Source organism: Stenotrophomonas sp. YJH_SMC_65, from assembly GCF_059369475.1.
Genome location: NZ_JCAFSR010000002.1, coordinates 579,450 through 592,956, shown reverse-complemented (window position 1 = coordinate 592,956; position 13,507 = coordinate 579,450). Strand labels below are relative to the sequence as shown.

14 protein-coding genes, 5 tRNA genes and 1 riboswitch are annotated in these 13,507 nt (G+C 66.4%); of the genes, 4 read left to right on the top strand and 15 right to left on the bottom strand.

The window, feature by feature from the left end; all coding sequences use genetic code 11:
• Positions 1 to 4 precede the first annotated feature (4 nt).
• Positions 5 to 68: riboswitch (Fluoride riboswitch) on the top strand.
• Positions 69 to 149: 81 nt separating this feature from the next.
• Positions 150 to 548 carry a fluoride efflux transporter CrcB gene (crcB, locus tag AC5P7A_RS05790; protein ID WP_495219944.1) on the top strand — a complete coding sequence of 133 codons (399 nt, stop codon included), beginning with the start codon at positions 150 to 152 and terminating at the stop codon, positions 546 to 548.
• 3 nt (positions 549 to 551) lie between these two features.
• Here crcB and AC5P7A_RS05785 read toward each other — a convergent pair whose 3' ends face one another.
• Together AC5P7A_RS05785 and AC5P7A_RS05780 are read right to left on the bottom strand one after the other, a co-directional pair.
• Positions 552 to 1,385, bottom strand: coding sequence for an AraC family transcriptional regulator (locus AC5P7A_RS05785; protein WP_495219943.1), 834 nt, complete (start codon positions 1,383 to 1,385; stop codon positions 552 to 554).
• Positions 1,386 to 1,526: 141 nt separating this feature from the next.
• Positions 1,527 to 2,045 (bottom strand): P-loop nucleotide/nucleoside kinase family protein, encoded by a 519-nt coding sequence (locus tag AC5P7A_RS05780; protein ID WP_111205971.1) that lies wholly within the window; start codon positions 2,043 to 2,045, stop codon positions 1,527 to 1,529.
• Positions 2,046 to 2,305: 260 nt separating this feature from the next.
• Between AC5P7A_RS05780 and AC5P7A_RS05775 the strand changes: the two genes are divergently transcribed.
• Positions 2,306 to 3,379: an alpha/beta hydrolase family protein gene (locus AC5P7A_RS05775; protein WP_142234493.1), complete on the top strand. Its 1,074-nt coding sequence runs from the start codon at positions 2,306 to 2,308 to the stop codon at positions 3,377 to 3,379.
• A 175-nt stretch (positions 3,380 to 3,554) separates the two neighbouring features.
• Here AC5P7A_RS05775 and AC5P7A_RS05770 read toward each other — a convergent pair whose 3' ends face one another.
• The 5 genes from AC5P7A_RS05770 to AC5P7A_RS05750 all read right to left on the bottom strand — a co-directional run bounded on the left by AC5P7A_RS05770 (position 3,555) and on the right by AC5P7A_RS05750 (position 5,511).
• Positions 3,555 to 3,824, bottom strand: coding sequence for a hypothetical protein (locus tag AC5P7A_RS05770; protein WP_032959304.1), 270 nt, complete (start codon positions 3,822 to 3,824; stop codon positions 3,555 to 3,557).
• Positions 3,825 to 4,041: 217 nt separating this feature from the next.
• Positions 4,042 to 4,956: an ADP-ribosylglycohydrolase family protein gene (locus AC5P7A_RS05765; RefSeq protein WP_495219947.1), complete on the bottom strand. Its 915-nt coding sequence runs from the start codon at positions 4,954 to 4,956 to the stop codon at positions 4,042 to 4,044.
• Positions 4,957 to 5,077: 121 nt separating this feature from the next.
• A tRNA-Cys gene (locus AC5P7A_RS05760) sits at positions 5,078 to 5,151 on the bottom strand.
• 66 nt (positions 5,152 to 5,217) lie between these two features.
• Positions 5,218 to 5,293, bottom strand: a tRNA-Gly gene (locus AC5P7A_RS05755).
• A 142-nt stretch (positions 5,294 to 5,435) separates the two neighbouring features.
• A tRNA-Gly gene (locus tag AC5P7A_RS05750) sits at positions 5,436 to 5,511 on the bottom strand.
• Positions 5,512 to 5,641: 130 nt separating this feature from the next.
• Between AC5P7A_RS05750 and AC5P7A_RS05745 the strand changes: the two genes are divergently transcribed.
• Positions 5,642 to 6,043 (top strand): hypothetical protein, encoded by a 402-nt coding sequence (locus AC5P7A_RS05745; RefSeq protein ID WP_046429875.1) that lies wholly within the window; start codon positions 5,642 to 5,644, stop codon positions 6,041 to 6,043.
• Positions 6,036 to 6,485, top strand: a complete 450-nt coding sequence (locus AC5P7A_RS05740; protein ID WP_014646638.1) for a hypothetical protein — start codon at positions 6,036 to 6,038, stop codon at positions 6,483 to 6,485. Before AC5P7A_RS05745 ends, AC5P7A_RS05740 begins: the two co-directional genes overlap by 8 nt.
• A 2-nt stretch (positions 6,486 to 6,487) precedes the next feature.
• Here AC5P7A_RS05740 and AC5P7A_RS05735 read toward each other — a convergent pair whose 3' ends face one another.
• The 8 genes from AC5P7A_RS05735 to pgsA all read right to left on the bottom strand — a co-directional run bounded on the left by AC5P7A_RS05735 (position 6,488) and on the right by pgsA (position 13,496).
• Positions 6,488 to 7,402: an HlyD family secretion protein gene (locus AC5P7A_RS05735; RefSeq protein WP_014646637.1), complete on the bottom strand. Its 915-nt coding sequence runs from the start codon at positions 7,400 to 7,402 to the stop codon at positions 6,488 to 6,490.
• Positions 7,399 to 8,127, bottom strand: a complete 729-nt coding sequence (locus AC5P7A_RS05730; protein ID WP_164167130.1) for an ABC transporter ATP-binding protein — start codon at positions 8,125 to 8,127, stop codon at positions 7,399 to 7,401. The genes AC5P7A_RS05735 and AC5P7A_RS05730 overlap by 4 nt, the downstream gene beginning before the upstream one ends.
• 10 nt (positions 8,128 to 8,137) lie before the next feature.
• Positions 8,138 to 9,277 (bottom strand): ABC transporter permease, encoded by a 1,140-nt coding sequence (locus tag AC5P7A_RS05725; protein ID WP_032959316.1) that lies wholly within the window; start codon positions 9,275 to 9,277, stop codon positions 8,138 to 8,140.
• Positions 9,274 to 10,737, bottom strand: a complete 1,464-nt coding sequence (locus tag AC5P7A_RS05720) for an efflux transporter outer membrane subunit (RefSeq protein WP_032959318.1) — start codon at positions 10,735 to 10,737, stop codon at positions 9,274 to 9,276. Before AC5P7A_RS05720 ends, AC5P7A_RS05725 begins: the two co-directional genes overlap by 4 nt.
• 368 nt (positions 10,738 to 11,105) lie before the next feature.
• Positions 11,106 to 11,181, bottom strand: a tRNA-Gly gene (locus AC5P7A_RS05715).
• A 114-nt stretch (positions 11,182 to 11,295) separates the two neighbouring features.
• Positions 11,296 to 12,402, bottom strand: coding sequence for an NAD(P)/FAD-dependent oxidoreductase (locus tag AC5P7A_RS05710; RefSeq protein ID WP_478406377.1), 1,107 nt, complete (start codon positions 12,400 to 12,402; stop codon positions 11,296 to 11,298).
• A 139-nt stretch (positions 12,403 to 12,541) separates the two neighbouring features.
• Positions 12,542 to 12,617 (bottom strand) — tRNA-Gly (locus AC5P7A_RS05705).
• Positions 12,618 to 12,866: 249 nt separating this feature from the next.
• The gene (gene pgsA / locus AC5P7A_RS05700; RefSeq protein ID WP_495219942.1) at positions 12,867 to 13,496 is read right to left on the bottom strand and encodes a CDP-diacylglycerol--glycerol-3-phosphate 3-phosphatidyltransferase; all 630 of its coding nucleotides are present in this window, start codon (positions 13,494 to 13,496) and stop codon (positions 12,867 to 12,869) included.
• Between the last annotated feature and the right edge of the window lie 11 nt (positions 13,497 to 13,507).

Below are 13,507 nucleotides of genomic sequence, written 5' to 3'. Positions count from 1 at the left end.
CATGGTCGCCGATGGGGATGGGGCTCCCCCGATAACCGCCTGAAAGGGCTGATGGCTCCTGCCAGGACGAACCGGCGTTCGTCGATGGCAGGCCGTGCCTGCCCTCGGCGTTCGCCATCGAATCAGCGAACCCGTACCCGAGGCACGTGATGCACGCATTGAACAACTACTTGCTGGTCTTCATCGGCGGCGGGCTCGGCGCCTGCCTTCGCCATGCCTGCAACCTGATCGGTACGCGGGTGGCAGTCGGCAGCCCGTGGCCATGGTCGACCTTCCTGATCAACATCAGCGGCGCGCTGCTGATGGGCGTGCTGGTCGAAGCCTTCGCCCTGCGCAATGGCGCCTCGCCGCAGCTGCGCCTGCTGCTGGCCACCGGCGTTCTCGGCGGCTACACCACGTTCTCCACCTATGCGCTGGAAATCGGCGTGCTGCTGCAGCGCGGCCAGCACGGCTTGGCGGCGTTGTACGCCGGCGGTTCGGTGGCACTGGGCCTGGTCGGCCTGTTCGGTGGCATGAAACTGGCCCGGCTGGTGCTGGTGCTGGGCTGAGGCTCAGGCCGCGCCGGCGCGGGCCTGCCCACGCCACTCGCGCGGCGACTGCCCGGTGAGCGCCTTGAATGCGCGCGACAGCGCGGCTTCGCTGCCGTACCCCACATCGTCGGCAATCCGCTTGAGCGGTCTGCCCTGGCGCAGTGCCTGCTGCGCCAGGCCCACCCGCCAGCCCTGCAGGTATTGACCGGGCGTGGTGCCCATCGCCTCACGGAAACTGGCAGCAAACACGCTGCGTGACATGCCGGCGACCTCGGCCAGATCTTCCAGGGTCCAGGACTGTGCGGGCGCTTCATGCATCGCCACCAGCGCCAGCCGCAGCCGCGGATGACCCAGCCCGGCAAACAGGCCACCACGCATTTCGCCACCTTCCATCAGCTGGCGCAGCACCTGGATCATCACCACCTCGAACAGCCGGTTGACCATCGCCGCACGCCCGCAGCGCTGCTCGAAGGCTTCCTCGAACAGCAGTTCCAGCGCTGCGTTGCCGCCGTACAGATCGGCCAGCGGCAGGCAGATGAAATCGGGCAATGCGGCGCTGATCGGGTTGAGCCGTCCACCCTCGAAATGCAGGTTGGCGCAGGCCATGTCGGCGCCGTGCTGCGGATCGGTACTGAACCGATGCGGCATCGGCCGCGGGTACAGCAGCAGGCTCGGCACCTCGACCTGCACGGTCTGCTGGCCGTGGCTGACCTGCAGCGGGCCACGTCGCACCAGGTGCAACTGCCCGGCTTCATCCTCGCCCTCCAGCGTGTTGATGCCGCACAGCGCGCCGGCATGGAACACCGAGGCGGTGACCGAAAAACGTTCCAGCAGAATGGCGAGACGGTCGACCATGACGGGACTCCGGGTCAAGCGAGACTAACGCAATGTGACAGATCGTATCGGAATCGGCGGTTGAGGGGGCGGCACTGGCTGAGTGATCCGTCTCGAATTCATGCAGCTGCGCCAGCATGACGACGGCCGCCTGGTGCTGCGCTACGCCGGGCCTGCCTCGGTATAGCGCATCACCACGAAGCGCTCTTCCGCGGCCGGTGCAACGAAGTGGCGGGTGATACGTTCGAACTCCTCGTCGCTGGCCTGGAACGGATGTTCGCCGAGAGCATTGCGCGCGCGCAGCCGCGCCTTGCAGACCTCATCGGCAATGTCGAGGAAATGCAGTTGATGTGCAGCGCCAACCGGCGAAAACACTTCACGTGCCCACGCGCGGCTGGCTGGCGTATTGAATGGAAAATCGAGCACCACCGAAACACCGGCCTGCAGCAATGTGCGCAGATGATCGGCCAGCACATTGCGCAACGTGGCTGCACGCTGCAGATAGTCGGCAATGGAATGGATTTCGCCCGGATACAGCGCCGCCAGCCACGTGTCTTCGCTGATCAATACGTGGCGCGGCTTCAACGCCAGCTGCTGCGACAGGGTGGATTTGCCGGCACCGATCTTGCCGCACACCAGGTGCAGCGTCGGCGCAGCGTCGTTCGATGAAAGGTCGTGCATCTGCATTCTCCTTGGTGGATTCATTACCCGGGAGAGCGCTGCATGCAACCCGCCTTCCCGGGCAGGTTGCTTGGCCGTGATGACCGCGCGCTACCCCGCCTTCCCGTGGGGAATGCGGATAATCGACGCGATGCTGTGCAGGGCCATGCCGCCAGCGTAAAGCGCGGCACCGCCAACCGGCAATGCCCTGCGGCAGTGCAGCGCGCGCAAGGTGGTGCAGGGATCTATGCTCGGCGCCATTCCCGCATGGAATGACCCCGATGCGACCCTTGCTTCGATGCGCACTTGCCCTCTGCCTGCTGCCCTGGATGACATCGCTGGCTGCACCGCCGCCAGCAGCGCGTACGCTCAGCGGCGAGCGGCAGGGCGCACCATGGCGGCTGGATGTGCCTGCCGACTGGAACGGCGACCTGGTAATGCTGGCCCATGGCTATGAACCGGTCGGCGTGCCGCGCACCGCCCCCATGGCGGCCAATGACAGCACCGCACCACTGCTGGCAGCAGGTTACGCCGTCGCGCAGAGCGCCTATGCCAGCCAGGGCTGGGCGGTGGCCGATGCGATCACCGACATGGAACGCCTGCGCCAGCAGGCAGTGGGTGAACTCAAGCATGTCCGCCACACCTGGATGCTGGGATTCTCGATGGGCGGTGCCGTGACCATCGGAAGCCTCGAACGCTTCCCGCAGCACTACACCGGCGGTGTATCGCTGTGCGGCGCCAATCTCAGTGGCGAACAGATCGCGACCGATCTGCTGACCACGCTGGTCGCGTTCGATTACTTGTTCCCCCAGGCTGATGGGTTGCCGCCCACCGGCCTGCTATCGCGCGAAGCGGCGGCGCTGCCGCAGGGCGAGTTGTACCAGGGCATCGCCAATGCACTGCAACGTGATCCGTCGCACGCCGCAGTGCTGGCACGGCGGCTGCAGGTGTCCCCTGATGCACTGGCCGGCGCCATCAGCCTGCACGCACTGGTGCTGCACGAACTGGCCACGCGCAGCGGCGGCATGCCGGTCGGCAACCTGGGGGTGGTGTACAGCGGATTCGGTGACGACGCCGCGTTCAATGCCGGCGTTCAGCGCATCGATCCCGTGCCTGCGGCACAGGCGCATGTCCGCGACACGCTGGCAATGACCGGCGCACTGAAGCGACCGCTGGTGATCCAGTTCAACCACAACGACCCGACCATCGTGCCGCACATGCAGACGGTGTATCCGCAATTGGCCGTACGGGCTGGCGCACGCCCGCTGCCACGCGTGTTGCCGCCGGTGGGCGAAGGACACTGTGGTTTTTCTGGGGCACAGGTGGTCGACGCCTTGAAAGCAGTGCAACGCTGAGTCCATCGCGTGCCGCAACGCATCACCACCGTGCCGGAAGGGGCTGCTCGGGTGGCGTGTCTTGTTCAGCCGCCAAGGCCTCGGCCTGACCAGCATGGTGCTGCACGATGCACGCCGCCCGATCGGCATGCAGGGCCAGGCGCTGACCGTGCGAGCGCGACCATGACGGGCCCAGTCAGCCGCCCAGCGTGCCCATCGTGAAGGTGTAGCCCGAGCTCATCAGGAATTCGCGCATGCGCATTTCCGCGCGCCGCGGTGAGGCCAGGCTGGCCGGCGCATACAGCGCATACACCAGGCCCGATCCCTCGATATGCTCGCGGCGGACCTCGCAGCGGGCGGTTTCCGAGGCAATCACCCATCCGTCCTTCAGCCGCTCCGGCCCGATGGATTGCCCGTTCTTCAACCGAAAGGTCAGCCAACGCACATCTGCCATGACTTTGCTCATTTCCGTTTCGCTCCGTGGCTGAAGCGACGCGTGATGTCCTTGCTCGCCATTGCGGCTCCCTGAGACGTGGAACCCGACCATAGCGCCTTTCCATGTCGTGGGTGGCTGAGACTGGCGGCCGCGGCATGCGAGCTGCCGCACGGGTTCCCTCGCGGCGTCGGAAATGGCGACGGCAGGGAGCGTCCTGCCGGCGCAGTTCACGGGCAGGGAACCCGACTCACGCAGCGCGGTCGCTGCCCCGGTTCAAGGCGTGCAGCGCATCGGCCAGCGCCTGGATTTCGGCACGCAGGGCCAGCCGCTGCAACCACCGCCCGGGGATTCCGCGCGCACCATGGAATGCGCCCGCCAGCTGCCCCGCGATGGCGGCCGTGGTGTCGGCGTCCTCGCCAAGATTGGCCGCCTCGAGTACGACGGCTTCAAAGGTGTCGTGGCGATCAAAGCACCAGAGTGCAGCTTCGACACTGTCGACAACATAGCCATTGCCACGGATCTGCTCACGCGCGGCACCGCGGTAGCCGCCCGCCGCGATCTGCTGCAGCCGCGCGCTCTCAACGGGGACATTGCTGAGATCCAGCACCGCGTCACGGGTGCCACCTGCCAACGCCCGCTCCAGCGCGACCGCCAGCAAGCGGCACGCCTCCAGGCACTCCTGCGCAGCGTGCGTCGTTCGCGAACTCAGCTCGGCCATTGCCTGCAGGTCGGGGGTCCCGGCGTAGCGCAATGCCACCGGCGCCAAACGCATGATCGAGCCATTGCCAGCGCTGCGTGGGTCGTCACTACCCGCCAGCGGATGGCCATCCTGCAGGAACCGGTCGATCGCAGCCCGCGTTGCCATACCGATATCGAAGCACTCGCCGGTCGCACTCCAGTACCCATGCCGGTACCAGTTGGCGTAGCGGTTCATCTGATCGTGCACATCGAAGGTGTCACAACGCACCAGGCTCTCGGCCAGGCACATCGCCATGGAGGTATCGTCGGTCCATTGCCCCGGCTGCAGCTGGAACGGCCCACCACCCACCATGTCGGCGATCGGGGTGAAGCTGCCACGAGGCTTGAACTCCAGCGTGGTACCGACGGCATCGCCGCACGCGAGGCCGAGCAAGGCGCCGCGGAAGTGATCAATCTGGTTCATCAGACCAGTGTAGCGCCACCGGATCCGCCATGACTGGCCGCCAGGCCGCGCAACGATCGCGCAAGCGGGAAAGCAATCGTAGCCAACAAAAAAGCCCTGACCGGAGTCAGGGCTTTTCAATTGGAGGCCTCAAGCGGAATCGAACCGCTGTAAACGGATTTGCAATCCGGTGCATAGCCACTCTGCCATGAGGCCAACGTACTGCGCGCCAGGAACGGAACCCTGACAAGACAAAACCCCATGATGGGGCCTGTCGGAACATGGAGCGGGAAACGAGACTCGAACTCGCGACCTCAACCTTGGCAAGGTTGCGCTCTACCAACTGAGCTATTCCCGCGTAAGCCGACATGCTACCGGAAATCCGGAAAACACACCAGCGATTTCACCTTTCTGACTGCGCGCAAAGCCTTGTGGCTCAACGTGCCCCGCCTTGCCGTGGCGGGAGAAAAACAAGGCCCCTACCGGGGCCCTGTAGAATCTGGAGCGGGAAACGAGACTCGAACTCGCGACCTCAACCTTGGCAAGGTTGCGCTCTACCAACTGAGCTATTCCCGCAGATTCCGTTCGACCTGCGTCGAAGGAGCGCTATTGTGTCCAAATTCCTTCACGCCGTCAACAGTCTTCACATCATGCGGTCACTGGCGTCCGCACTGGGGTACGCTGCCCCGCCCAGCCCCATGCGCCCATGTTCCTTCGCGGCAAACCCTTGTTGATCGCCCTGCTGCTGCATCTGCTGGTGGCGCTGCTGTACTGGGCACTGATTCCGCTGGGAATGAACTGGTATCGCGACCATTTCGGCTTCACCGCCCATCGCGACATCGGCCTGGGCATCGCCCAGTTCCATCTGTTCTGGATGTTCATTGGCGCCCAGCTGCTGATCGCAGTGTTGCGGCCATTGTTCGCCAAGCTGCTGGTGCTGGCGGCGCCGCTGGCGTTCGCCAGCTGGACGCTGATGCACGACCATCCGCTGCGCCTGGTGTACTTCACCGTTGGACCTGGCCTGCTGGCACTGGCCGCAATCGCCGCAAGCCTGCGCTATTCGTCGCGGGCAACCTCCCGCTACACCACGGACACCACCGATGCCTAGACGTTACATCCGCCTGTTCTGGCTGCTGGTCGCGCTGACCTGGCTGGCGCTGATCGCCGCACTGGTCAATGCCGGCTTCACTCCGGACTACTGGCTGCTGCACCACCTGGAAGGCGCCGAACTGCCCTACCCGACCAGCACCGTCATCGTCTTCGCGTTGCTGGGCACGGTCGAACTGGTGGTAGCCGCCTTGATCGTGCGGCCGTGGAGACTGAAACGCCTGTGGCTGCGCCTGCTGATCGCCTTCGCCCTTCTGCTGCTGTGGTCGGTGCCGTGGATGCTGTCGGCGATGCATCAGCCGCCGGTACAAGGCATGCATCTGCTGTGGCTGCTGCTGTTGGACGTGGGCCTGCTGCTGGCGCTGTGCATGGTGTCGGCGGTGAGCGCGTGGCGGGCGTTCAGGCGTCGAGGGCGCGCGGATGCGCCCCCGTTGCAGCACTAGGCCTACTTCCGGAACTCCACCCGCACATGCTGGCCGAAGCGCGCCTTGGCCTCGCCATCGAACTCCAGCACGCACTCCACCACCTTGGCCACGCCACGCCCCGCGTCTTCAGGCAGGCGAGCCTGCGCGAACACCGGGCTGATGCGTACCACGCGTGCGGGCGGCAGCGTGCTGGCGTTCTCGGCACCATCGCTGTCTGGCACCACGGTGGCCCTCATGCCCACCTGCACGGCATCGGCGTAGGCCGCGCTGAGTTCGGCACGTACCTGCAGCGGGCGCGCCGGCAGCAGTGATATCGCCGGCTTGCCGGCCTGCACGAAGGCGCCGAGGCCCGGCACCTGGCCGACCACGGTGCCGGCTTCCGGCGCGCTCAGCGACATCTGCTGCAGTTTCAGCCTGGCGTGTTCCAGCTTGTGCTGGGCCATGTCGACCTGCGCACCGGCCACGTCGACATCGGCGCGTACGCCAGCCAGCTGCTGCTTGGCCGCATCGGCCTGCTGGTTGGACGACACGCCTTCGCTCGCACCCGTGGACAGGCGGGTGGCATTGCGCTCCAGTTCGCGCAGCTGCGCCTGGCTGCCCTTCAGGCGGTCATTGGCCAGTGCGAGATCAGCGGTGGCCATCGCCACTTCCTGCTGCAGCAGCGCACCGTCCAGCGACAGCAGAAGCTGCCCCTTCTTCACCGTGGCGCCCTCCTTCACCAGCGCGGCGGTGATCGAACCATCCACCGGCGGCGCCAGCGCGATCAGGCCACCCTCGACATCGATGATGCCGCGCGCCACCGCAACCTTGCCGGCGGTGGCAGTGCTGGCTTTACCTGCAGGTGCCTGGGCGGGCGCGTCCCTGGAACAGGCGCAAAGCAGCAGTGCCGCGGACAGTACCAGGCTGAGGGGAAGCAGGTGCGACGTCTTGGTCATGGGGCGGACTCTACGGTTTCGTTCTGGCGGCGGTCATCACGGACCATGCCGTCTTCCATGGCGATCACCCGATCGGCATGCCGGATCAGGCGCGGATCGTGGCTCACGCACAGCACGGTGGCGCCATGCGCACGTGCGTAGCGGTGCAGGATGTCGATCACGCGCTGGCCGTTCTCGGCGTCCAGCGCGCTGGTGGGTTCGTCGGCGAAGATCAGCGTCGGCGACTTGGCGAAGGCACGGGCGACGGCCACGCGCTGCTTCTCGCCGCCGGACAGCTGCGCCGGACGCATGTGGCTGCGGTGGCTGAGGCCCACTTCTTCCAGCGCCTTGCGCGCCAGCGGCTCGCTTTCGCGATTGCGCATGCCGCGGTAGCCCAGCGGCAGCTGCACCTGCTCCAGCGCAGTCAACGCCGGGAACAGGTTGAAGCCCTGGAACACGAAGCCGACATGGTGCAGGCGGAAGCGCTCCACCTCGCCGCGGGTCATGTGGCCCACGTCCTGGCCCAGCGCGTGCACGCGACCGCCATCCGGCGCGGACAGGCCGGACAGCAGCGACAGCAGCGTGCTCTTGCCGCACCCCGAAGGGCCCGAGACCAGGGTCAACTCGCCCGGATAGATGTCCAGCGACAGGCCGCGCAGCACTGGCACCTGCATATCGCCGGACATGAAGGCTTTTTCCAGCGCGTCGGCCTGCAACGTGGGAGCGACGGCATGTTTGGAGGTCATCGGCCGGTCCTCAACGCAGCAGCAACGATGGATCGGAGCGGACCACACTGCGTACCGCCATGATGCTCGACAGCATGGCCATCACCGCGACCAGCGCCACGCAGCCGATGATGACCATCGGCGTCAGCTGCACCGGCACGCGCTGGGACTGTGCGATCAACAGCACGACGGTACTGAACGCCGCCGCCAGCAACATGCCCACGCCACCGATCAGCAATGCCTGCTCGAATACCACCCGTGCCAGCGCGTAGCGACCTGCGCCGAGCGCGTTGAGCGTGGCGTACTCGCGCACCGAACCAGCCACCACCGAGGCGAACGACTGGTTGGTGATCACCGCGCCGACGAAGCAGACGATGACCGCCATGAACAGCACCGCGATGCCGGCGCCGGTGTCGAACAACCAGTACTGCTGCGAACGGCTGGCGAACGCCGGCGCGGTCCAGAACTCGACCGGCGTGGCCTGGCCCATCGACGCAGCGAGGCGGTCGCGCACGCGGTCGGCCAGGTCCGGCGAGCGCAGGCCCGCCACGAAATAGGTACTGCCCTCGTGCGGATCGGTACCGGCGATGGCACGCGCGGTATCCAGCGAGGCCAGCACGTTGACGCCACCGAGGCCACGCAGGCCGGGTTGCGCGGCGACCACGCGCACCGCCTTGCCATTGATCCATGCACGGTTGCTCTGCAGGTCCACGCCCAGCGTATCCAGGTCGGCGCTGTCGACGATCACCGCCCCCGGCTCGCGCAGCTGCGCGCGCAGGTCGGCAGGCAGGATGCGCGCGAACATCATTGCGTCATCGCCGGTGGAGATGCCGGACAGGTACACCGACACGTTGCCGGTACCCTGCGCACCCGAGCGCCATTCGCCATCGACCCACTCGTAGGGTTCGACGCGGGTGACATCCGGGTCCATGCGCAGGTGGCTTTCGACGTCGGCGCTGATCGCATGGCCGTAGTTGACGCTCTGGGTGCCGGGGAAGCCGGCCCAGATGTCGGCCGAGGACGCTTTCACGTAGATCGCAGCGGTACCGAAGATGCCCAGCACCAGTGCCGCCTGCACGATCAACAGCACACCGGCGAAGCACATCGCCAGCACCACCGGCAGGAACCGGCGCCATTCATAGGCCAGGGTCTTGCGGGCCAGCGCGATCATTGCGATTCGCCCTCACCCTCGACAGGCAACGGAGCACCACCGAGGGCGCGGTAAAGCGACGCAAAGGCCAGCACGCGCGCACCCTGTGCACCGATCAGGTCGGCCTGCGCGGCGAGTGCCGCACGCTGCCCGTCAAGCCCGTCGAATTCGCTGGACAGCCCCAACTGCACCTGCCGCGCCTGCCGCTTGACCTGTTGCCCGGCGGCATCATCGGCCGCGCGCAGCGACTGGATGCTGCTGTCCTGGCGCGCCAGGCTGCCGAGCGCGCCTTCCACTTCGCTCACGCCTTCCAGCACCGCCTTGCGGTAACCCAGCAAGGCGGCATCCAGCTGCTTTTCATCGGCATGGAAGCGTGCGCGGCGCTGGCCCCAGTCCCACAGCGGAATATCGATGTACGGGCCGATCGACGGGCTCGAATCGGAATTGGAGCGGGCGTTCTGGGTGAGGTTGTAGGCGTACAGGATGGAGCCACCGAGGCTGACACGCGGATACATCGCGGCGCGTGCCGAACCCTTGCTGGCAGCAGCCTGCATCACCTCCGATTCGGCCAGCAGGATCTGCGGCCGATGGCGCAGCAGATCGGCCGGGACCTGCTGCAGCGAGAACGCACCCAGCGTCGGCGGCGTGCGATAGGCACGCCAAGCCGGGTCCGGGCCATCGCGTCCCAGCAGCAAAGCCAACGCACGGGCAGCGTTGTCCGCGTTTTCCCGTGCCTGCGCCGTGGCCGCGCGGGTGGCGGCCTGGCGTGCACGCAGGCGATCAAGTTCGCCGGGCTCATCAAGGCGCAGGCGCTGGCGTACCAGGGCCAACTGTTCGCCGCGATCGTCCACCGCCTGCTGGCGGGCCAACAGGTCCTGCTGGGCCTGCGCCACGGTCAGATCCAGATAGCTGCGCACCACGTCGGCGATCACCGCGACCTGCGCGGCACCACGCAGCGCCTCGGCGTTGCCGGCCGACGCCTGCGCGCTCAACTGCGCGCTCTCGGCGGCGCCGAACAGGCCCAGGTCCCAGATCGCTTCGATACCCGCGTGGAAGTAGGTGTCGACCGCAGCGGCATCCTGCACCTGCTTGGCGCTGGCGGTGATTTCCGGCAGGAAGCGCGAATCGGACGTGCCGGCGACAATCCGCACGGCCTGCAGGCGCAGCGTGGCCTGCTGCAGGTCGAGGTTGCCGGCGATGGCCTGATCGACCAGTCCATCCAGCGCTGGATCGGACAACACTTTCCACCACTGTTTGGCGTCCACCGCCACGCCTTGGCCCTGCGGCACCTGGGTCCAGGTGCTGGGCGTGCGATCAGGCAGATCCGGAACCGGCACCGACATGCAGCCCGCCAATGCGAGACTTGCGAGCAGCGCGCCGGGTCGCAGCACTGCCTGCAGGGAGAGTCCGCGCCCCGTCCTGGGCACTGCCACTGAAGTGATACGCCTGACCACCAGCCCGCCAACGTGTAGAAGGAGCATGAAGGCTACCGTGCGATTGTGGAGCGAACATGGAGAAATGGTCCGAAAAAGGTCACAGCACCCGTGCGGTTCAGGCAACGCCGGCGCAGGCCTTTCGCCAGCCTTTCAGTGCCTGCAGCAGGCGGAACACTGGTGCGGATTCCAGGTCATTGCGTCTGTTGCAGCCCCTCATGCCAGGTGCTTCCGATCGTCCCCACGATCGCTGCGCCCCCCCGTCATGCCGATTGCGACACCAATGTCGGAATCGCCCCCAGCTGCAGACTTACCACGCCCACCATGAAAATGTCGTGGCCCGCCTGTAGCGACCCGCCTGGCCAACGTCATGACAAACGAAAAACGCCCCCTTGCGGGAGCGTTTTTCTTGAATCTGGAGCGGGAAACGAGACTCGAACTCGCGACCTCAACCTTGGCAAGGTTGCGCTCTACCAACTGAGCTATTCCCGCAGATTCCGTTCGACCTGCGTCGAAGGAGCGCTATTGTGTCGATATTGCTGCACGGCGTCAACAGGAATTTTCACCGGCATTGCGGGAGGCGTTCAGGCCCTCAGGACCGACACCTCAGGTTCGCAGGCCACGGCGGTGGAAGTAGACCTGCTCGGCGATGCGCCGCGTGGCCCCCGTGTGCAGCAGTGCGTTGAGCGGCCAGTCGGCCTGCAGATGGTCCATCGCCCAGCGCAGCAGGCGCTTGCCGTGGAATGCCGGCGCCACCTGCCGCGCCACCCGTTCCGCTTCCGGCCCTTGCCCACGCAGATGGCGGGAAATCGCCTCACCGACCGCCCAGCCGTGCCGCCACGAGGAGTGGATGCCGCCGGCGGACAGCGGCGAGACGATGCCTGCCGCGTCGCCGGTCAGGATCACGCGTTGGCCGGTGAAGGGCCCATCCGGCCGGCCGCACGGGACCAAGCCGGCGCGGGTGGCCGAGGGACGCGCCGAAGGCGGAATGCCGACCACATTGCGCACGTGGTCGAGGAAGCCATCGATATCCGGCGGCCGTACCTGTTGCGGGTCATGACGCAGCGCCAATCCCACCTGCAGCCCGGTCGGATTCTGCGCGACCCAGCCGATGTAGCCCGGTGCGTAGCGCTTGCTGACGAAGCAATGCAGTGCATCGCCCTGCGACACCTGGAGGCCGGCGAACTCACGCTCGACGCCGTAGAGGTTGTCACGCACCTGGCCAAGCCCGGTGCGTTGTGCCACGCGTGAGCGTGCGCCGTCAGCGCCAACCAGATAGGCGCAGCGCCCTGCCCCTTCCACCTGCCAGCCGTCACCACTGCGATGGGCGTCGGTGAAGGACTGTTGCAGGCGAAGGTCGACGCCATTCGCGCGCAGCTCACGGGCCAGCCAGCGCATCAGGTTCGGCGTATCGGTGGTGAGGAAGTAATAGCCCGGTGCGGCCAGCAACACGCTGCGCAGGTTCGGCGCATACAGGCGCACGTTTGCGACTCGTTGCACCAGATGCTCGGGCATGCGCCCCAGCCAGGTCTGCTCCATCGCTTCCTTCACCACGATGCCGGTGGTGTGCAGGCGCTCACCGGGGTCGGCCTTGCGTTCCAGCACGCAGACGCGCAGCCCGTACTGGACAGCGGCCAATGCGCAGGCGGCGCCGGCGAAACTGGCGCCGACGATGACCACATCGTGGTCGTAAGCAGAGGATTGATGAGGCATCGCGGCATCGCCGGGCTGGAACGGAGATACAGCTTCGCGAGCACGCGTGGTGAGGCGATGGGGTGGCGGTGAAGCAGGGATGAAGTGCCCTGCACACAAACGAAAAAACGCTCCCTTCCGGGAGCGTTCTTCTTGAATCTGGAGCGGGAAACGAGACTCGAACTCGCGACCTCAACCTTGGCAAGGTTGCGCTCTACCAACTGAGCTATTCCCGCTTGGGAGGCGAAATTCTACCTGTTCCAAGGATGGCGTCAAGCGGTTTTTCCGGGGCCTGCGAGGCGCCTTGCACCGCGTATCCATGCATGGCGTGGATCTACCACGGCATCCCCGCAAACCGATGGATCCGCACCATCCGTGGACGCAGCATTTCCAGTAGGTCCACGCCATGCGGGGATAGGCGCATCGATGGGGTCAGAGCCCTTTCCTTCGGAAAGGGATCCGACCCCGGGGCTCAGACCCCGGGCTCAGTTGCCGCCCAGCTTCTTCTGCCGCGCACGCTCGCGAGCCGCACGCTCATCGTCGCGCAGGCTCGGCCAGGCGGCGTGCAGGTACTGCAGGCCCGACCACAGGGTCAGCACGGCGGCAATGGCCAGGGTCCAGTCGCCGATATGGAACACCGGCCAGCCCATCCAGATGTCTTCCACCGGCACGTTCGGGGCCACCGAATACAGCAGGCACAACAGCGCGACCATCTGCGCGGTGGTCTTGACCTTGCCGATCATCGCCACGCGCACCTTCGCGCGCTGGCCCAGCTCGGCCATCCATTCGCGCAGCGCGGACACCGCGATCTCGCGGCCGACGATGACCGCCGCCCAGAACGCCATCCACGGCGTCGGGTGACCCTGCACGATCAGGAACAGCGCCACCGCTACCATCAGCTTGTCCGCGACCGGGTCGAGGAAGGCGCCAAAGGCCGACTCCAGCTGGTAACGGCGTGCGATCCAGCCATCGAGCCAGTCGGTGATCGCGGCCAGGCCGAAGATCGCCGCCGAAGCGAAGTTGGTCCAGGTGTAGGGCAGGTAGAACACCAGCACCAGCACCGGGATCATCACGATCCGCAACAACGTCAGCCAGGTGGGCAGGGTCAACTTCATGCTTGCGTGCT